We start from the raw sequence: 19,683 nt of genomic DNA, 5'->3' as shown, positions 1-19,683 counted from the left end.
TTATCCCTGCTTTCGAAGCTCATTGATGCGCTGCGATGCTTCCGTTTCTTTCATGGACGAAAGAATGACCCACTGCACGTCCGGGATCGACAACGGCGCATAGGCGTTGAGTAGCTCTTCACCAGAAGAATTTTTTTCAATTTTTGTACCCGTCTGCCCACTCAGGGCAAGATCAATGGAGTCCATGTCAAGCTGCTCAACCAAAATGCTGGTGTTCATCCGGTCGATTTGATGAAGGGCTTTCTCGTCGTAGCCGTTTCCCTTGAGCGTGGCCAGGTAGTGCCGTTTGTTTTCGATGAGGTCGCGGGCAATGGAACGGAGCTTGTGGTCGGGACCCACCATGTAGGTCTCGCCGCTTTCGCCGAGGCCGTCTTCGCGCCAGTGATTGTCGCCTGTCAAGATTTGATTGATCTTGTTGATGGGCATTTGAAAAACGAGGATGCCTATTTTTTTGTCGTTGTCATAGATCGGACAAGCAATGAAAGATGCCGGGGCATGGTAAGAAGGTGCATAAGGCTCGAAGTCCACCAGCTTCACAAAATTTTTATCCGTGCTTTCGATGGCCGCCTTCACCACGCGTCCGAAGTTTGTGGTCTGGTATCGCCCGGTGAGCAGGCTGGTGCCAAAGTCCACCTCTTTAAAAACGCTGTACACAATGTTGCCTGTGATGGGATCGACGAGAAAAATGTCGTAGTAGCCAAACTTCTCCAGGAAGCTGAGCATCACGGGGTGATAGAGGGCATGCACCCGGCCGTAGTCGCTGTTGTCGCGCGACGTGATCATCAACGATTTTTGGCCCGTAGGGTGCGGGTTGGCTGAGATGAAGACGTATTGCAGCACGGTAGCAATGCCGGCCGGCGGCAAATAGTTCTCCACCTTTTCCACATGTGAAATATTATCCTGCAGGCGCGGCATAAATTCACTCGTGTAGTATTGTCTCACGCTGTCCTTCATCTGCGCCGGATTTTCAGGCGGCAACGCATCGAATGCATGGCCAAAGCTTTTCATGGCATCGATCACCATCTTGTTTTCCGAGAAGGTGATGATCTGGTTCCGGATGATGTCGAAATAGTACTCTACGTTGCGCTTCTTGGTGGAGGTGATGGACTTGAGTTGGTCGAAGCGGGATTGATGGTTTAGGCTGGTCAGTTGGCGGAACAACTCGTGGTATTTCCGGCTGATCTCCTCCTGGGTGGCCTGCAGCTCCTCCTGGTTTTGGCGCAACTCCTCTTCCTGGGCGCGCATATGCTCGGTCTGTTCCTGCGAATCTTGTAAAAGTTTACGCGTGTGTTCGGCCGTGCGAAAGGAGATGATGTTGTGCGCAATGGTTTCGCCGATCTTCTCCACGAAAGCGATCTCGTGTTTTTCAAATTCCTTGAACGAAGCGAGCTCCACAACGCCGACAACGTCTTCATTCATTTTCAGCGGAGCGATCAAAACAAAGCGCGGGTTGGCGTCGCCGAGACCGGAGGTGATGCGCACAAAATTGTCGGGCACATTCTTCAGGTACGTGGTCCGCTTTTCGAGGAAGACCTGACCGATAAGCCCTTCGCCCGGCGTGATGGTTTTGCTGAGATATTTCCGGCGATCGAAGGCATAGCACGCCTGCATGCTCAGCTGGGTGTCGCCCATGTCGGTGGTGTTGATGATGAAAATGGTGCCTTGGTTGGCGCGCAACAACACCACCAGATTCCGGAGGATGTCGTGGCAGAGTTCGCTCAGGCTCTTGTCGGTGCGCATCACTTCCACAAAGCGCGCCAACCCGTCGGTGGTCCAGTTGCGTTTCCGGTCCTCGTCTTTCACAGCGAGGAGGTTCTCTTTTATTTTCAGCAAGGAGAGACCCAACTGATCGTCGGCGCTCGTGGGCTCATAGGTGGCTTGCAAATTTCCGTCGCCGATGTGGTTGGCAAACGCAGTTTTGGTCTTCAACCCTTCGCCGGCCAGGTGGATAGATTGTGTGATGGCCATGAACTCGTCCTGGCCATTTTGGTGGAACGGCTCATCCAATTTCCCTTCTGCTAAAAGCTTCGACACTTCCTCCACTTTCTCAAAACGCCGGGTGAATGCCGTGAGAAACAAAAAAGCAAACAAGGCATAAGCAAAGGTCGCCACTAAAGCCCCAGTCCAAACCAGGGAGGTGGAGGCGGGAAACATCGCGATAAAAAGTACGAACAAAAGGAGTAGCAGAACAGGAACGATGACCAGGAGAACGAGTTTAACCAAAAGCCTGCGCTTTGGGAGAATAAGAGCCATGGGAGATCAATAGATTTAGGGTCCGCATGAAAATACAAATTTTCCAAATCCCAAGTGTTATGCCCCTTTGGCATTTTACCGGTAACGTTTGTGGAGAAAGAAATAAGATCGGATCAGGAGCCGACGGCGTGTTGGTCCTGCAACCCGCCAGACCGGTATCTACGGCGTTGGGATGGCTATTGAAAAAGGGTGCTCATCCTAAACCAAGGCCGGCGCTTTCAGCGCAAAGCGGGCCCCTTGCAGATTTTCGCTCAACCGGATCTGACACGCCAGCCGGCTTTGCGCGGTGGCGTTGGGCAATGTATCCAGCATGTCGAGTTCAGCATCGCCGGCTGCTGGCAGCCGGTCGCCTCCCGACACCACTTCGAGATGACACGTGGCGCACAGGGCCATGCCCCCACAGGTGGCGGCGATGGGATAGTCGGAAGCCTTCAATACCTCCATCAGGCTTAGGTTGATGTCGCCCGGCAGTTCCAGGGTTTGCACCTGGCCGGTGTAGTCTTCAACGGAGAACGTTATCATAGTCTGGCCGTAGGTTATTTCAGTGATCAAAAAGCATTCACACCGTTGACGGTCGTGTACTTAAAGCTGAGCTTTTGACTGGGATACACAAACTCAAATGCACGTTGTGCCATCAATGCCGCTTCATGAAAGCCGCAGAGAATGAGCTTCAATTTTCCGGGATAGGTGTTGATGTCGCCAATCGCGAAGATGCCTTCCACGTTGGTGGAGTAATCCACCGTGTTCACTTCAATGGCGCTCTTGTCGAGGTTCAGTCCCCAGTCGGCAATGGGTCCCAGCTTGGGGCTCAGGCCAAAGAGTGGGATGAGAAAATCGGTTTCAATTTCCTTTACAACTTTTTGCTTGTCCACCACCGACACGCTCTTCACAACGCCGTTGCCATTCACAGATTGCAGGTTGGCGCTGAGCAAAAGGTCGATCTTACCTTCGGCGGCAAGCTTCAATACTTTCTCCGCAGAATCGGGCGCACCGCGAAACGATTCGTTGCGATGGATCAGGGTGACGCGCTCGGCGATGGAGGACAGATAAATGGTCCAATCGAGGGCCGAGTCGCCGCCGCCGGCGATCACGAGCCTGCGCTGGCGAAACGTTTCAGGGTCCTTCACCATATAGGTAACACCGCGACCTTCAAAGCGCTCCAGGTTTTGCAACTCGGGCTTACGCGGTTCGAAGCTCCCCAATCCCGCAGCGATCACCACCACTTTACTCTTCACTTGCGTGCCGTCGACGGTGGTGACGATGAAGCTGCCGTCTTCCGTTCGCGTCAGGCCATCCACGCGCTCGCCCAGCGTGAACGTGGGTTTGAAAGGCTCGATCTGCTCGCGGAGGTTGTCCACCAGAGTTTGAGCGTTCACTTCGGGAAAACCGGGAATGTCATAGATCGGCTTCTTGGGATAGATCTCCGAGAGTTGCCCGCCAATCTGCGGCAACGCATCGATCAGGTGACAACGCATTTTCAAAAGCCCGGCTTCGAATACGGCAAACAGGCCCACCGGCCCGGCCCCGATAATGCAAATGTCTGTCTGGATCATAGCGTTCTGTGTTGGTATATGTGTAAATGTAGTGTAATAACTATTAGTATAACAACTATTTCTACACGAATAAGTTTCAGAAAAAGGCCTTTTTTAGCCTAAATTCTTATAGATCGTGTCCAGGATCCTTTTGAATTGGTTGAAGTCGCGCTCGGAGAGGCCCTCCCAGGCCTTGAGGCGGATGGTTTTTATTTTCGGGCTCAGTTGCTCTACTTTCTTCGTGCCTTCCTTGGTCAGGCTCACCATGAAACTGCGGCGATCCGTGGGATGCACATTGCGCACGGTGAGACCTTTGTCGCAGAGCAGGTCGATGATCCGGGTGAGTGTGGGGTTGTCTTTGAACAGGAACTCGGCCAGCTCGTTTTGTTTCATGCTGTCGTGTTCGTAGAGATGTTTCAACACGATCCATTGATCCACGGTGACATTGAACCCCAGTTCGGTGAAGCGCTGCTGGGCGTATTGCTTTACGCGCTTCGCCGTGCGGTCCAACAAGAAAGAATAGGAGCTATACTGGTCGTCGTTCATAACACTAATAATTAGTGTACAAACTTATGGATAATTCCGAAAGCTTTTTCGGCTTTCCGGAAAACCGGGAGATCACAGCAAAGCAGGAAGGAACTGGCTACTCGTTTTTCAGCGTGGTCGCAGGATTGACACGGGCCATTTTCAACGTCAGGGCGCTGAGCGTGCCCCACGCCAGGCCAATGAGGGCCAACCCGGCGCCGGCGAAGATAAACGGATTTACCTCTACCCGGTAAGTGAAATTCTGCAACCACTCGTTCATCAGCCACCAGGCCACCGGCGTGGCCAGCAAGACGGCGAACAATACGAGCTTGGTAAAGTCCTTCAACAGGATGAACACCAGGTCGGCAAAGCTTGCGCCCAACACTTTGCGCACGCTCACTTCCTTCGTGCGGTTCTGGAAGGTGAGGGCAGCAATGCCCAGCAACCCTAAGCAGGCAATAAGAATGGCCACCACCGAAAACACGAGCAGCACATTGGAGATCTTTTGTTCTTCGGCATATTGTTCGTTGAGCGTGTCGGACAAGAACGAGAACTCGAACCCGAAACGGTTGTCGAACTTTTTCCAGGTAGCCGTGACATCCTTTAGTGTCGCATCGAAATCGGAGGTGTTTAATTTTACGAGCACATAGTTGAAGTAGGCGTTGCGCACGGTGAAAATGAGGGGCTGCACGGCCTGGTGGAGCGATTGATAATGAAAATCTTTTACGATGCCGAGGATGCTTCCCGTTTGCAGATCACCGTCGCGATCCAACACAATTTCCTTCCCGACGGGCTGATCCAGGTTGAGGCTTCTGGCGGCGGTCTCGTTGAGCAGGAAGCCGGTGGCGTCGGCCGGATTTTCGCGGAGGAAGTCGCGGCCGTCGGCGAGCGGAATGTCGAGCACTTTCAGCAGGTCATAGCTCACGTCAAATTCCGACATGTCGACATCGTGGTTCGGATCGGCAACGGCGTGCACGTTTTGCTGGTTGAACGAGCGGCCCGGAATGTTGGAGGCTGCCGACACTTCCATGACGCCCTTCAATTTGCCGAGCTCCGTGTGCAACTCATCCTGGTGGCCGCGAAGGGCAGCGCGATTTTTTATCGGGATCACGATGACGGCTTCTTTGTTGAAACCGAGCGAGCGGTGCTCCACGGCGTTCAATTGTTTATAGATGATGGCGCTCACACAGATCAGGATCATGGAAGCGCTAAACTGAAACACGGTGAATCCATTTCGCAATCTCGCCCCCCGGGGACTTTGCAGCAATTTGCCTTTCAAAACCGAAGCAGGCTTCACGCCAGAAAGAAAAACCGAAGGATAGAATCCCGCCAGCAGTCCGGCTACCAGCCCAAGCGTTAGGAGCGCTGCGATGGAGTAGCCGGTAAGGTGCATTTGCTGATGGGTGGCAAAACTGAACAGTGGCGATATCAATTCGATGATCACCAGCGAAAGCACGGTAGCCACCAGTGCCACCAACACGGATTCCCCGGTGAATTGCGTCATCAGCTGCCCGCGGAAAGCGCCCAGCGATTTGCGTATGCCAATCTCCTTGGCCCGTCCCGACGATTGCGCGGTGCTGAGGTTTACAAAGTTGATACAGGCAATGACCAGGATCAGGATGGCCGCAGCGCTCATCATATACACATACTCGATGTTGCCGTTTGGCTCGAGTTCCCAACGCAGGTTTGATCGCAAGTGAATGTCGGTGATGGGTTGCAGCCGGAAGCGATAGTGATTCTCTTCGAGATACCGGAAAGTTTCGGACGGCCAGTCCTCATATTTTTTTATCCACGGCAGGAGCTTGGCTTCAAGCGCCTTGGCATCCGTTCCAGGCTTCAGGCGGACGTAATTGTAGTGGCCGAAATCTTTCCAGGTATAATATTCACTGTCCGGATCGCTGCCCGCTTTTTCGCGGACATACGGCACCAGGAAGTCGGCATGAAAATGCGATAGCACCGGCACATCTTTGAAGACACCGATCACCGCGATGGTGTTTCGGTCGTCGTCTACCGACAGCAATTTGTCCATGGGATCGTCGTTGCCGAAATATTTTTTGGCAGCCGATTCGGAGATCAGGACACCGTCGGTTCGTTTCAATACTTTGTTGAGATCGCCTTTGACCAACGAGAATGAAAATACTTTGAAGAACGTGCTGTCCACGGCCAGTACTTCTCTTTCCTCGTACTGAATATCTTTTTCCATGTTCCGGAAGGAGAACGTCCGCCGGGTGAGGCCGGGACCCCAGAGCGGGGTTAGGCTGACCGCGCTCTCCACTTCCGGAAAGTCGCTCACCATGGCCTGCGCCATGGGGTGGGGAGTGCGCGTCTGTGGATCACCGCCTTCCCAGACCACGCGGTAAATATTTTCCGCGCCGGTGTGGAACCTGTCGTAGGCCAGCTCCGTGCGAAGATACTGCAGGATCAAAAAGACACAGGTGATGCCCAAAGTCAGCCCCCCGATGTTGATGAGGCTGTAGTTTTTATTCTTGAGCAGGCTCCGGAAAGAGGTGATAAAGTAATTTTTTAACATGGCATTGGGTTAGCGCTTGGCTTTACCCAATTTACGTACCAACGCCCGAATCTCATCCTAATCCAATGGAATCCCGTATTTTAAGGGACCCGCCGGCCGTTTATGACCAACGGCGTCCAATTCCGGACTGTGGCGATGTGTTTAAATTTTCCTATTTTTGATGAGCCTATGACAATCATGGTTTCTACATATCGCCCCGTATCTGCCGGAATAATGGTGGTCTAACGACAGGCCCGTCGCATTTTTGTGATCGTCTTTCGCCTGTCGCACGGATTTCTAACATCCCTTTTATTTCCATTTTCCATTTGCTAGATCGCCTTTGCCTTTTGGTTTAGGATGGTCTGCTAAACTTTTTTTTACCATGACATCATTGGATCAGTATGGCTGGCAAGCGTATCGCTCGTCGCATCCACAACCTATAGAAATGAATGGCCTCATCCTGGGCCGCATCGTCAGCATCAAAGGATTTAAATATTATGCCCAAACCGAAAACGGCGAACTGGAGACCGAGCTCTCCGGGAAACTGCTCTACAGCGCCGAGAACACCGAGCTTCCGAAAGTCGGTGACTGGGTTTCACTTATGGCCTACGACACCATGGGCTATATCATCGACGTGCTTCCGCGCAAGAACGCACTGGCTCGCCGAAACCCGGGTGCCCCCACCCAAAAGCAGATCCTGGCAACAAACATCGATGCCGCTGTGATCGTGCAGGGCCTCGACCGTGAATTCAACATCATGCGCCTGGAGCGTTACCTGGTGCAGTTGACGGCCTGCGGCATTGCCTCCATCGTGGTGCTGAACAAAGCCGACCTGGTGACCGACCCGGCTGCGTATGTTGATGCCGTCGAGAAATTGCAACGCCCTTGCACAGTGCAAGTGTGCAGTACCTATACCGGGATGGGCTTGGATGCGCTAAGACAAAACCTATTGCAACCTGGACGCACGTATGTGATGATCGGTTCCAGCGGCGTAGGGAAAAGCTCACTCCTCAACGCGCTGATGACTTCCGTTACACAAGCCATCGGGTCTACCAGCGAAGCCAACAAAAAAGGCAGGCACACCACGACGACGCGCGATCTTTTTCGTCTCCCACAAGACAGCTTGCTCATCGACACACCGGGCATGCGCGAGTTTGGTCTCACGGGGGATGAAGATGCCGCGTCCGACGACCTCTTCCCCGTCATCCAACGACTCGCGGCACAATGCCGTTTCAACGACTGCCAGCATGTGGATGAACTGGGATGCGCGGTGATAGCGGCCCTTCAGCACGGGAGTCTTCCTTCCGAAGTCTACGACAGCTATGTGAAGCTGAAAAAAGAGCAACGCCGTTTCGAGATCGACGCCGAAGAAAAAAAACGACTGAATAAACAATTCGGCAAGATCACGCGTGAGGCGAAGAATTATCGCAAAAAATACAAGTACTGACTTTGCGTCTGCGTTTTTCGATCAAACAAAAAGCCCCGGGGAGACCGGGGCTTTTTTTATCGGAGGAGTTTATCTCGAATCTCTTTCCACGTCACCAACTGAATGGCATTATCCTTTAACAGTTTCTTACAATCAGCGCTGCTAAAAAAATCAAAGTCAGCTTGCCGCCAGGCGGCTCCGAAGTCCGGATGCCCGATGGTGACCGCCTTCATCTCGGCATTGTCATAGGCCGCGTGTAACAGGATACAGTTCAAACCCGGTTGAAGCGAAGTGAGCGCTCCGGTATAAAAATTTTTCATGCCCTTTGCATAATCGGTGGGCATGGCCATCACGATCTTATCCAGCATAACATCCTTGTCGGTGAGCAGGCCATTGAAATTGGCCGCGCCAAACATATTCACAATATCGCGATTCAGGAGCACGGGCACCTTATACTCGTGTCCCAACTTGATATAGGTCTTTAAGAAATCCAAATTGGCCAGCACACTGCCCATGTGGGTGTCGAGGTGTGTTGGGTCCACGCCAAATTGTTTGGCCCGCTCTACCTGGGCGCGTAACTCCTGTTCCACATCCTGGAGGCTCGCCATTTTTCCCAGCTCCTCAACGGAGGCCGGCAGAAAACCTTTTTGCGTGTTCAGGCTTTTGGTTTGCTGATGCGAAACCGGCCCCCATTTATAAGGATCCCACTCGGCCGTGAGCGTGAGGTGCAAGCCAAGGTCTGCATTGGGATGGGCGACTGCATAGGCCGCAATCTCCGGAAACCACGGACAAGGCACCATGATGCTCCCTGAATTCACTGCGCCTTTTTCCAACGCTTGAATAGAAGCTTCGTTCTCACTGTGCGAGACACCGAGGTCATCCGCGTGGATGATGAGGAGTTTGGTGTTTTTAGGATAGCCCAACCGTTCGGCAACGGTCTTCTGTTGCGCTCGTGCGCCGATCGACAACGAAAATAAAAACAGGAGTACAAGGGTTCGCATGGGGGTATTTGGTTAAGGTATTTGGTTTCGAAGGCTTGACCTATGGGCAAGATTTGACCTCGCAGGCACTTATGGTTTTAGCCACAGATCAATGGGCTTGTCCACCTTGGCATGGAAAGGCAGGTTTATCTTTTTGCCTTGCCCGGCGGCAGCGTAGGCAGCATAAATGACTTCCAGCACGGCGCGACCCAATTCCCCGGTAACGAGGGGTTGTTTATTTTGCTGAACGCACTCGATGAAATGTTTCAGCTCATGCGGATAGCCTTGGTTGAAGACTTCCTCAAAGATCGGAAAGCTCCAGCCGGCAGTGGTGTCGGCTTTCTCCATGGCATAGCCGTAGCCGTTCTTGCTATAGGCCAACGCTGCATTGCCAAGGAAGAGGTCGGCATAGATCACGCCTTCGGTGCCATAGACTTCGCTTTTATCGTCCATGCCTCCGTGCTTCGCCCAGCTGTTTTCGGCAACGGCCGTAACGCCATTTTCAAATTCTACGATCACCACCGAGTTGTCTTCGCCTTGCGTGCGGCCCCCGTGCAACACGGTAGCCATGCTGGCGGATACGGATTTTACTTTTGCATTGTTCAACATCCAGAAGAACCAACCAAAAGCGTGACAGCCCATGTCCATGAGCACACCGCCGCCGGCTTGCTTGATGTCATAGAACCAATCACCATGGGGTCCCGAATGTTTTTCGGCTTGCTTCAGCATATAGACTTTGCCCACGGCACCTTCTTTCACCAGGTGGCGAACGCGTTCATATTTTGGTGCGAAGCATAATTCTTCGGCATACATCAGCTTCACGTTTGCCTTCTTACACGCGTCGATCATGGCATCGGCTTCTTCCAGCGTAACGGCCAACGGTTTTTCGATGATGACGTGTTTCCCTGCTTTGGCTGCTTTCAATGTGGTTTCGGCATGGAGAAAGTTCGGCAGACAAATGTCGACCACTTCGCATCCTGATTTTTGCAGGAGCTCGTCTACATTGTCGAACCATTGGGGGATGTGATATTTTTCGGCAAAGGCCTTGGCCTTGTCTTTGTTGCGGGCATAAACGGCTACTACTTCTGCTTCGGGTATGAAGCGGTGATAGCTTTCTACGTGAATGTCGGTGATGAATCCTGCGCCAAGGATGGCTACTTTTGTTCGTTGCATGCGATTTAAATGGTGGTTTGATTTTTTTATGAATGCGATGCTCAAAGCGCCCACGCTTTTTCCCCCTCTTTATAGGGCACACAACCTTCGAAGCGGCCGGGCACCGGGAGATAGTTCAGTGCTTTTGTGGCGCCGGGTTCAGAGGTGAAATATCCCCACGTGGTGAGCTGTTTTATCAAGGTAAAATAATGTTCCGGATCTTCCTCCCGTTTGGTGCTGGCATAGGCTTTTGCTTCTTTGTTCACGGCCGCGAGCAAGGTGTTTTGTTCCTCTCCCGAAAGTTTGACAAAGTCCTTGTCATATTGCTTTTGGCTTAATGCTTTTAACGTGGCCATGCCATCGATAAACGTTTTGTGTTCGGCATCGCTGTAGCAGTCCGTAACGATCACGCGCATGAAGTCCCCAATGCGTGCAGCTTTTGCACCGGGCGAATCCGTTGTCGTGGGAATGATCACTTCGCCGACGGCGTCGAGGAACGCAATGTCGTCGGGGGAAAATGGTTCTTGTTTTTTCTCCGGTGTTTTGCAGGATGACAGAAAGATCTGCGCTCCCACAATACTGCCACCCAACACACGGGCCGTTGCGGCCAAAGCTTCTCTTCGGTTCATGATCAGAGGTTTTTGCGTTTCAGTTCTTCTACGGCATGGCTTGCGGCCCGCGCCGTCAGCGCCATATATAAAATCGAAGGGCTTTGATTGCCGGTACTGGTCATACAGGCACCGTCGGTAACGAAAACGTTTTTGCAATGGTGGACCTGATTCCATCCGTTCAGTATCGAGGTCTTCGGATCGCGACCCATGCGGGCACCACCCATTTCGTGGATGTCCAGACCCGGCGCCTGGTGCGTGTCGTAGGGGCTGATGTCAAGACATCCTGCCTTCGCAAGCATCTCGCTGCTTTGAGTTAGGAAGTCTTTGATCATCTTTTCGTCGTTGTCGTCGTATCCCACCGAAGTAACCAGGAGGGGAATGCCCCACTGATCTTTTTCCGTATCACTGAGCCGCACATGGTTCGACGCTTTCGGGATGGTCTCACCTTGCATATACATGTACGTGCGCCAGCCTCCGGGTTTGGATAGTGCACTTTTAAACGGAGCACCCAGTTCTGTTTCACTGGCATCTTCGGAGCCCCGGGGCCGATAGGCACCGACAAAGGTGGTGAAGCCACCAAAGTAGTCGGTGTCCTGTTTGTGCAGGTTGCGATAATTGGCCAGTATCGGTTCCGTTGGATTTCGACCATACGTGTAGCGATCTTCAAAACCTTCGATTGAAGCCGATACGCTTCCGCGATAGAGATGGAAAGCAACATACTTTCCGAGCACACCGCTATCATTGCCGAGCCCGTTAGGGAAGCGACTGCTCTTGGAGTTGAGCAATACCAGCGTGCTGTTCAACGCCGAGCCGTTCACAAAAATGATGCGGGCAAAATATTCGGTGGCCTCGTTTGTGTTCGCGTCGATGATGCGCACACCGGTGGCTTTTCCTTTTTGTTCGTCGTATATAATAGAGTGCACTACCGAAAAGGGGCGAACGGTGAGATTTCCCGTCTTATGTGCCCAAGGCAATGTGGACGACACCGAACTGAAATATCCGCCATAAGGACAACCTCGCATACACATGTTGCGCGCCTGGCATTTTCCTCTTCCTTGCTTCAGGTGAAGTTCTGTGGGCTGCGTCAGGTGTGCCCAGCGGGCGTGCACGAGATGGCGATCCTTATAATGTTCTTTGATTTTCTTTTGAAGATGGGATTCAATGCAGTTGAATTCAAAGGGAGGAAGGAACTCACCGTCGGGCATGGCTTCGATGCCGTCTTTATTTCCGCAGATGCCGATAAATTTTTCAACATGCGAATACCATGGCGCCACATCGTTGTAACGGATGGGCCAGTCCAAACCATAGCCAAAGCGGTCGGGGGCAGTGAATTCAAAATTGCTCCACCGTTGTGTGGCGCGTCCCCAGGTGAGCGATTTGCCGCCGACCTGGTAACCGCGAATCCAATCGAAAGGTTTTTCTTGTACGTAAGGATGATCCTTGTCTTTGATAAAGAAGTGTGCGGATTCTTCTCCGAAGCCCGCAGCTTTACTAATGAGTGGATTTTCTTCCAGAAACTTCCGGGGCATTCGTCCGCGGTGTTCAAGTTCCCAGGGCGCTTTCGTGGCGGTAGGATAATCTTTCAGGTGCTCTACATTTCGGCCCCGCTCCAGTACCAGCGTTTTCAACCCTTGTTCGCAGAGTTCTTTTGCAGCCCATCCACCACTGATGCCTGAACCGATGACGATGGCATCATAGGTATTTTTAGCCACGCCGGCGGCATTGACATTCACAGAACTACTATCTTTTTGCATGGACGCGTCAGTTGGTTTTCGAACTAAAATTGAAAACCGAATCCGACTAAAGCAAACGATTGAATTAAAAGTTGATGGATGGCTGTCGCCTTTCCATTTTATCCTTCGATCGAACGACGGATACCGAGCTCCAGTCCTCGCAATTCCGCCAGCCCTCTCAGCCGCCCGATGGCCGAATAGCCTGGGTAGGTCGTTTTGTTCAGGTCGTCCAGCATTTGGTGACCATGATCGGGTCGCATCGGGATGGACGTTTTGCGTCGTTGCATCAGGCGAACGATCTCGTGCACCACCGCGGGCATGTTGGCGTCGCCTTCCAGGTGGTTAGCTTCATAGAAATTTCCCTGCGCATCGCGTTGGGTGCTGCGCAGGTGGAGGAAGTGGATGTGATCACCCAAGCGTTGGATCATACCCGGCAAGTCGTTGTCGGCGCGGGCACCATAGGAACCGGTGCAAAAGCAAAGACCGTTGGCCGGCGACGGAGCAGCTTGGATGATCTCGGTCGCATCCTTTTCCGTGCTCACGATGCGGGGCAAACCCAGGATGGGGTAGGGAGGATCGTCGGGATGAATAGCCATTTTCACACCGGCCTCCGCCGCAACGGGGATAATTTTCTGGAGAAAATGGAAAAGATTTTCCTTTAGTTTTGACGCGTCGATGCCTTCGTATTTTTTCAACGCCTCCAATATTTCCTGCGGCGTGAATGGAACATCGCTGCCGGGAAGGCCCAACAAAGTATTTCGAAACAATTTTTGACGCTCCGCTTCACTCATGCTGTCGAAGCGCTCGCGTGCCGATTGTTGTTCGGCCGCCGTGTAGTCTTTCTCCGCGCCGGGTCGCTTTAACAAAAAGAGATCGAAGGCAATGAACGCGGCCCGCTCAAAGTAGAGGGCTTTGCTCCCATCGGGAAGGGTATACGAAATGTCGGTGCGCATCCAATCCAGGATGGGCATAAAATTGTACGTGATCACCTTCAACCCACACCGGCCGGCGTTGCGAAGACTCTCTTTATATTGTTCGATGTAGCGCAGGTAGTCGCCGGTTTGACGCTTGATGTCTTCGTGCACGGGCAGGCTTTCCACAACAGTCCATCCCAGCCCCGCTTTTTCGATCATGGCTTTGCGGAGGTTGATCTCTTCGATGGTCCACACCTCGCCCACGGGAATGTGATGCAGGGCGGTGACCACACCGGTGCACCCGGCTTGACGAATATCAGCGAGACTGACCGGATCGTTGGGCCCGTACCAGCGCATGGTTTGTTCCATCATCATGATCGCAACTAAAATTATTTGGAGGACGAAAATATACAGTCCGCTAGAACTTCACTACTTCATAATGGACTTTTTTCGATGCTAATGTTCCTCGCCTTCCTCGCTGTTCTTCAGTTTGCCCAGGATATCATACGCGCCTTTTACGACAACAGCTGCGTTTGGTGAGAATTCTTGCGGAGTGATCACTTCCGTAAACCCGTTTTCGTGGACGCCGGTTTTTACTTCGGTCAATTTAAACGTGCGACCGTTTTCACCGGCGCCGTCGGGTGTCGTGAAAATATATTTCTTTCCTTCAAAGGCCACGATGGCTTCATCGGGCAAGGTTGGCGTCTCATGGTTGCCGGTTTCCACCTGGGCGGTCAGATACATGCCGGGCAGCAGGTTGGTGTCCTCGTTGTCGAGATGACAGTGTACGCGCACGGTGCGCTGTTCGCTGATCTCGCGGCCGATGAGGTGGATGGTGGCCGTGCGTTCCCGGCTTTCATTGGCCAACACGAACCTTACCTTTTGCCCGATCTTGAGCTTGAGCACATCCTTTTCAAACACCGTGAGCTCGGCATGCAAATGCTGCGTGTCCACGATCTTGAAAATAGCGTGGGTGGGCGTGACGTACATGCCGATGTTGGCGTTCACCTCCGTGACAAAACCACTGATGGGCGAGTACAGCGGAATGGTTTGGTGGATCTCGGACGTCTTCTCCAATTGATCCGGGTTGATGTTGATGAGCTGGAGTTTTCCACGCAGCCCGTTCACTTTCGCCAACATGCCCAGATAGGCGGCCTTGGATTGCTGCAGCGTTTTCGTCGCGTTCACATTCTCTTTCGACAACTCTTCCTGTCGCTTGAACTCTTCCTGCAAAAAATCCAATTGGCTTTTTTGTTCCAGGTAGTCTTGCTGAAGCTGAATGTATTCGGTGCTTTCCATGACGGCCACCACTTCACCCTTGCGTACTGCTTTTCCCTGTAACAGTTCGGTCGATTTCAAAAAGCCCCCCAACGGCGCCGAGATGCTTACGAGATTTTGCGGCGGCACGTCCAACATACCATTTACGGTAACGGCCCCGGTAAGCGCCCGCCGTTCAATCTTTCCCCATTGAATGCCTGCTGTAGCAAATTGATCGGCCGTAAACTCTACGGCATCGCCATGAACGGCAGCTTCTTCAACTTGGGGTGTCTCTTCCGGTTTTGGTTTTTGACAAGCCGACGCGACAACCAGGACGGCCACGGGGATGATGTATTTTGCAAAATTTGAGATCTTGAACATATGTCTTTAGAATTACAATTGACCTTGAATGAATTCGATGCGCAGTACGCTTTGATTGTAGTTGTTTAACGTTTCCAGGTAGCCCACCTGGAGCGCGGTGGCGGTGTTGAGTCCCTGCAGATATTCCACATAACCGATGTCGCCACTCCGGTACGCTTTGTCGGCGTGCTTTAGGATGAGCGCTGCCTGCGGGAGTGCGCTTTGCTGATAATAGTTGAGTGACGACCGGTATTTCTCCCATTCCTGTAGCAATATGGCATACTGGCTTTCTGTGTTCTTTTTCGTTTGCGCATAGCGACTCTCTGCCGAAAGCCTTGTCATCTCCGCAGCCTTGATCCGGCTGGCCTGCGGATGAAACCAGAGGGGAATGCTCAACCCTACTTGAAAACCCTGAAAGCGATTCGCCGATGTGGCCAATTCTGTGTTCGCCACATTCAAGGGCGTGCTGATCAGGGTTTGGTTGAAGTAGCCGAAGGTGAGATCGGGCAGAAGATGATTTTTTTCCAGCGACTTTTCTTTTTCAGTGACGGCAATGTCTTGACGATAAAGACGCAGGATTGGGTTCATGGCAACGCTCGCGCTGTCGCCGGGGATGAAATCGCGTGGAGCCAATGGGTCCGACTGAATGTCTACCGGCTGATCGGCAAACAACAACGTCTGCAGGCGCTTTTGAAAAATGAGAATGTCGGCTTCGTTCTGCCGCAAGGTGGTGTGGAATTGTTGCGCGCTGGCCTCGGCTGTCGTTTTTTCCAGGAGGTTGGTTTCGCCTACGCGCTGTTTGGCCGCGGCGGCTTTCGCAAAGGCCGTGAACGTGCTGTCTTGTTGCTGGAGCCAGCGATTCAGTTTTTTCAAATAGGCCAATTGATACCACGTGGACTTCACTTCGTAGGCCAGCTCATTTTCGGTAGAGGCCTTCACGATCTCACGACGTTCCACCTGGGCTTTGCCCAAAGCGCTTTTCGCCCCGAAGACCGTGGGGAAAGGAATGGTCTGGGTGACGGTGATGTTGTTGTCGTTTTTCGCGATGCTGTTGTATTGTCCGATCGTGGCCAACACCGATGTCTTCCCAATCTCACCGGACGTTTGCTTCATGTACTTGCTGGCTTCCACATCGTAAGTGGCCGCCTTCACCGAAGGGTTTCGTTGCAACGCCAGCGCAACAGCGCTCTCCACCGTGAGCGGGGAAGGCGTTTGCGCCACAGACACTCCCGGCAATGCCAGCGCCAGGAGGAGAATGATGGTGACGATAGGTTTCATTTTTACTCTTTTTTCCAAATAGATATACAAACACGGTAACACCAGCAGCGTGAGCAACGTGGCGCTGATCAGGCCACCGATCACCACCGTGGCCAAAGGTTTCTGCACTTCCGCCCCGCTGCCTTGCGACAAGGCCATGGGCAAAAATCCCAACGACGCTACCAACGCCGTCATGATGACCGGGCGCAAGCGCACCGCGGTCCCTTTCAAAACGATTTCTTTCAGATCGCTGACGCCCTCGCTTTTCAAATGATTGAACTCTGCCAGCAACACGATGCCGTTGAGCACGGACACTCCAAACAAAGCGATGAAGCCAATGCCTGCGGAAATACTAAACGGCATGTTCCGGATCCACAAAGCGAAAATGCCGCCGATGGCCGACAGCGGGATGGCGGTGAGGATGAGGAGGCTTTGGCCAAGTGAGTGAAACGTGAAATACAAAAGCAGGAAGATCAACGCCAGCGCTATCGGCACGGCGATGCTGAGCCGGGTGCGCGCTTGTTGCAGGTTTTCGAATGTCCCGCCATAGGTCACGTAATAGCCCGGCGCAAATTTTACCTGCTGATCGATCTTCTTCTGCATCTCGGTGACGATACTTTCTACATCGCGTCCACGCACGTTGAAGCCAACAAGAATGCGTCGTTTGGCATCATCGCGCTGGATTTGGTTGGGGCCTGTCACCATCTCGATCGAAGCCAGTTGTGATAGCGGCACTTGACGTCCGTCGGTCGCCGTAATATAGAGCGTTCGCAAGTCGTCGATGCTTTGACGATTCTGTTGATCGAGCCTCACCACCAGATCAAAACGTCGCTCGTGCTCGAACACAAGCCCGGCAACCTCACCGGCAAAACCCGCGCGGATGACGCGGTTCACCTCTTCAACGTTCAATCCAAATTGGGCCAGTTTGGCGCGATCGAAATGGACTACGATCTGGGGCAAACCGGCCATGCGCTCCACATAAACATCTTGTGCGCCGTTAACTTTCTCGGCAATGGCACCCACTTGTTCGGCATAGGCCGAGAGTTGGCTCATGTCTTCGCCATAAATTTTCACGACAACGTCCTGACGTGCGCCAGTAGCGAGTTCATTGAATCGCATTTGAATGGGTTGCTGAAAACCGTAGGTAGCACCCGGCACATGTTGTTCCAATGTGGTTTGCATTTTTTCGGCAAGCGCTTCGCGGTTTTCGGCGCTGGTCCATTCGGATTTGTCTTTCAAAATGACAATCAAGTCAAATGATTCCACCGGCATCGGATCGACGGGAATCTCGGATGACCCGATCTTGGCTACCACTTCGTTGACCTCCGGAAAATTTGCCAGGATCACCTTCGACGATTGCGTGGCAGTTTCGATCGACTTCGATAAACTGCTGCCCGTCAGTATGCGCGTCTCGACGGCGAAGTCACCCTCTTCCAAGGTGGGAATAAATTCCGCGCCCAAGGTATTGAACAGGAACAGACTGAATAGGAACAGCAACACGGCGCCCACCACGACAATCATTTTTTGATGAATGACAAAACGAATAGCAGGATCGTAGAGGCGATGAAAGAAGTTCATAATCCGGTCGGAGATGGTCCGCTTGGGCGCAACGTTCTTGCTGAGGAACTGCGCGCTCATCATCGGCACATAGGTTAGCGAAAGAATGAACGCACCCAGAATGGCGAATGAAACCGTTTCGGCCATCGGCCTGAACATTTTTCCCTCAGTTCCAACCAAGGCCAGGATGGGCAGATATACAATGAGAATGATGATCTCGCCAAACGCTGCGCTGTTCCTGATCTTGGATGCTGACTGGTATACCTCAATATCCATTTCTTCTTGCGTGAGCCTGCGCGCCAGGTTGCGGACGCCCAGGTGATGCATGGTGGCTTCCACGATAATGACCGCCCCATCCACGATCAATCCAAAGTCGATAGCACCCAGGCTCATGAGATTTCCCGAGACTCCAAAAAGATTCATCATAGAAACCGTGAATAGCATCGCCAACGGAATGACTGACGCTACGATGAGGCCCGCCCGCAAATTTCCCAGGAGCAAGACCAGCACGAGAATCACGATGAGTGCACCTTCTGACAGGTTTTTCGTCACCGTGCCAATGGCGTTGTTTACCAGTTTGGTGCGATCGAGGAAGGGCTCGATGGTGACACCTTCAGGTAGATTTTTTTGGATCTGGGCGATGCGCTCCTTCACGTTGACGATGACGCTCGAGGAGTTTGCCCCCTTCAGCATGAGCACCAAGCCACCCACTACCTCGCCTTCCGTGTTGCGCGTCATCGCGCCATACCGTGTGGCGTGACCGAAATGGACGTCGGCTACATTGCGGATCAGTACCGGTATGCCATGTATGTCTCGCTTCACAACGATGTTGTTGATATCTTCGGTGCTTTTGATGAGCCCTTCACTGCGGATAAAATAGGCATTCGGTTTTTTGTCGATGTAAGCACCGCCTATGTTTTGATTATTCTTTTCGAGGGCGATGAAAACATCGTTCATACTGATGTTCATACTGCGCAAGCGTTCGGGATTGAGTGTAATTTCATATTGTTTCAGAAATCCTCCGAAACTGCTCACGTCGGCCACACCCTCCGTGCCCAGCAATTGCCGGCGCACGATCCAATCCTGCAGCGTGCGCAACTCCATGGCGGAATAAACGGAGTCGTAGCCTGGCTCGGGTCGTAAAATGTACTGGAAAATCTCGCCTAGCCCAGTCGTTACAGGTGCGAGTGTGGGCGTGCCCATGCCGGTAGGGATCTGGGTCAAGGCCTCACTGAGCCGTTCGTTCACTTGTTGACGCGCCCAATACACATCGATGTTCTCTCGGAAAACAATGGTCACCACCGAAAGACCAAACCGAGAAATTGACCGTATTTCTTCCTTGCCAGGAATGGTCGCCATGCTCTGCTCGATCGGGAAGGTCACAAAGCGCTCGATGTCTTCCGCACTATTGGAAGGCGAAACGGTGTACACCTGCACTTGATTGTTGGTGATGTCCGGCACGGCGTCGATGGGAAGCTGTGTGAGCGAATAGCTTCCCCACGCGATCAGCCCGACGACAAAGAGGCCAACGATGAACTTGTTGTGGATGGAAAAATGAATGATCTTATCTAACATAGTTTTAGCATATGGATAAAGGGCCATGCATGCACATAGCCG

The 19,683-nt window shown here is 52.6% G+C and carries 13 protein-coding genes; 1 reads left to right on the top strand and 12 read right to left on the bottom strand.

The window, feature by feature from the left end; genetic code table 11:
* The 5 genes from D4L85_RS04415 to D4L85_RS04395 all read right to left on the bottom strand — a co-directional run bounded on the left by D4L85_RS04415 (nt 1) and on the right by D4L85_RS04395 (nt 6,840).
* Nucleotides 1-2,223 carry a GAF domain-containing protein gene (locus tag D4L85_RS04415; protein WP_160143534.1) on the bottom strand — a complete coding sequence of 741 codons (2,223 nt, stop codon included), beginning with the start codon at nt 2,221-2,223 and terminating at the stop codon, nt 1-3.
* A 228-nt stretch (nt 2,224-2,451) separates the two neighbouring features.
* Nucleotides 2,452-2,775 carry a 2Fe-2S iron-sulfur cluster-binding protein gene (locus D4L85_RS04410; RefSeq protein ID WP_119753176.1) on the bottom strand — a complete coding sequence of 108 codons (324 nt, stop codon included), beginning with the start codon at nt 2,773-2,775 and terminating at the stop codon, nt 2,452-2,454.
* Between the two features lie 26 nt (nt 2,776-2,801).
* Nucleotides 2,802-3,806 (bottom strand): NAD(P)/FAD-dependent oxidoreductase, encoded by a 1,005-nt coding sequence (locus tag D4L85_RS04405; RefSeq protein ID WP_119753175.1) that lies wholly within the window; start codon nt 3,804-3,806, stop codon nt 2,802-2,804.
* 93 nt (nt 3,807-3,899) lie between these two features.
* Nucleotides 3,900-4,331 (bottom strand): MarR family winged helix-turn-helix transcriptional regulator, encoded by a 432-nt coding sequence (locus D4L85_RS04400; protein ID WP_119753174.1) that lies wholly within the window; start codon nt 4,329-4,331, stop codon nt 3,900-3,902.
* Nucleotides 4,332-4,428: 97 nt separating this feature from the next.
* Nucleotides 4,429-6,840, bottom strand: a complete 2,412-nt coding sequence (locus D4L85_RS04395; RefSeq protein ID WP_119753173.1) for an ABC transporter permease — start codon at nt 6,838-6,840, stop codon at nt 4,429-4,431.
* A gap of 361 nt (nt 6,841-7,201) precedes the next feature.
* On the opposite strand from D4L85_RS04395, the gene rsgA reads away from it, so the two are divergent.
* Entirely contained in the window at nt 7,202-8,266 is a 1,065-nt protein-coding gene (rsgA, locus tag D4L85_RS04390; RefSeq protein WP_119753172.1) for a ribosome small subunit-dependent GTPase A, read from the top strand.
* A gap of 56 nt (nt 8,267-8,322) precedes the next feature.
* Here rsgA and D4L85_RS04385 read toward each other — a convergent pair whose 3' ends face one another.
* From D4L85_RS04385 to D4L85_RS04355, 7 genes are all read right to left on the bottom strand, one after another.
* Nucleotides 8,323-9,246, bottom strand: coding sequence for a polysaccharide deacetylase family protein (locus tag D4L85_RS04385; protein WP_119753171.1), 924 nt, complete (start codon nt 9,244-9,246; stop codon nt 8,323-8,325).
* 69 nt (nt 9,247-9,315) lie between these two features.
* Nucleotides 9,316-10,398: a Gfo/Idh/MocA family protein gene (locus tag D4L85_RS04380; protein ID WP_119753170.1), complete on the bottom strand. Its 1,083-nt coding sequence runs from the start codon at nt 10,396-10,398 to the stop codon at nt 9,316-9,318.
* Nucleotides 10,399-10,439: 41 nt separating this feature from the next.
* Nucleotides 10,440-11,006, bottom strand: a complete 567-nt coding sequence (locus D4L85_RS04375) for a gluconate 2-dehydrogenase subunit 3 family protein (RefSeq protein ID WP_119753169.1) — start codon at nt 11,004-11,006, stop codon at nt 10,440-10,442.
* A gap of 2 nt (nt 11,007-11,008) precedes the next feature.
* The gene (locus D4L85_RS04370; RefSeq protein ID WP_119753168.1) at nt 11,009-12,742 is read right to left on the bottom strand and encodes a GMC oxidoreductase; all 1,734 of its coding nucleotides are present in this window, start codon (nt 12,740-12,742) and stop codon (nt 11,009-11,011) included.
* A gap of 98 nt (nt 12,743-12,840) precedes the next feature.
* The gene (gene uxuA, locus D4L85_RS04365; protein WP_228450771.1) at nt 12,841-14,010 is read right to left on the bottom strand and encodes a mannonate dehydratase; all 1,170 of its coding nucleotides are present in this window, start codon (nt 14,008-14,010) and stop codon (nt 12,841-12,843) included.
* 81 nt (nt 14,011-14,091) lie between these two features.
* Nucleotides 14,092-15,273, bottom strand: coding sequence for an efflux RND transporter periplasmic adaptor subunit (locus tag D4L85_RS04360; RefSeq protein ID WP_119753166.1), 1,182 nt, complete (start codon nt 15,271-15,273; stop codon nt 14,092-14,094).
* 12 nt (nt 15,274-15,285) lie between these two features.
* Nucleotides 15,286-19,641, bottom strand: coding sequence for a CusA/CzcA family heavy metal efflux RND transporter (locus tag D4L85_RS04355; RefSeq protein ID WP_119753165.1), 4,356 nt, complete (start codon nt 19,639-19,641; stop codon nt 15,286-15,288).
* Between the last annotated feature and the right edge of the window lie 42 nt (nt 19,642-19,683).

Origin of the sequence: Chryseolinea soli (genome assembly GCF_003589925.1) — a bacterium.
Lineage (GTDB): Bacteria > Bacteroidota > Bacteroidia > Cytophagales > Cyclobacteriaceae > Chryseolinea > Chryseolinea soli.
This window is presented reverse-complemented; position numbering and strand designations above follow the sequence as displayed.

Bases quoted from the DNA above. Each gene is read 5' to 3' on its own strand.
- D4L85_RS04410 (WP_119753176.1), bottom strand. From the start codon at position 2,775: ATGATAACGTTCTCCGTTGAAGACTACACCGGCCAGGTGCAAACCCTG.
- D4L85_RS04405 (WP_119753175.1), bottom strand. From the start codon at position 3,806: ATGATCCAGACAGACATTTGCATTATCGGGGCCGGGCCGGTGGGCCTG.
- D4L85_RS04400 (WP_119753174.1), bottom strand. From the start codon at position 4,331: ATGAACGACGACCAGTATAGCTCCTATTCTTTCTTGTTGGACCGCACG.
- D4L85_RS04395 (WP_119753173.1), bottom strand. From the start codon at position 6,840: ATGTTAAAAAATTACTTTATCACCTCTTTCCGGAGCCTGCTCAAGAAT.
- rsgA (WP_119753172.1), top strand. From the start codon at position 7,202: ATGACATCATTGGATCAGTATGGCTGGCAAGCGTATCGCTCGTCGCAT.
- D4L85_RS04385 (WP_119753171.1), bottom strand. From the start codon at position 9,246: ATGCGAACCCTTGTACTCCTGTTTTTATTTTCGTTGTCGATCGGCGCA.
- D4L85_RS04380 (WP_119753170.1), bottom strand. From the start codon at position 10,398: ATGCAACGAACAAAAGTAGCCATCCTTGGCGCAGGATTCATCACCGAC.
- D4L85_RS04375 (WP_119753169.1), bottom strand. From the start codon at position 11,006: ATGAACCGAAGAGAAGCTTTGGCCGCAACGGCCCGTGTGTTGGGTGGC.
- D4L85_RS04370 (WP_119753168.1), bottom strand. From the start codon at position 12,742: ATGCAAAAAGATAGTAGTTCTGTGAATGTCAATGCCGCCGGCGTGGCT.
- uxuA (WP_228450771.1), bottom strand. From the start codon at position 14,010: ATGATGATGGAACAAACCATGCGCTGGTACGGGCCCAACGATCCGGTC.
- D4L85_RS04360 (WP_119753166.1), bottom strand. From the start codon at position 15,273: ATGTTCAAGATCTCAAATTTTGCAAAATACATCATCCCCGTGGCCGTC.
- D4L85_RS04355 (WP_119753165.1), bottom strand. From the start codon at position 19,641: ATGTTAGATAAGATCATTCATTTTTCCATCCACAACAAGTTCATCGTT.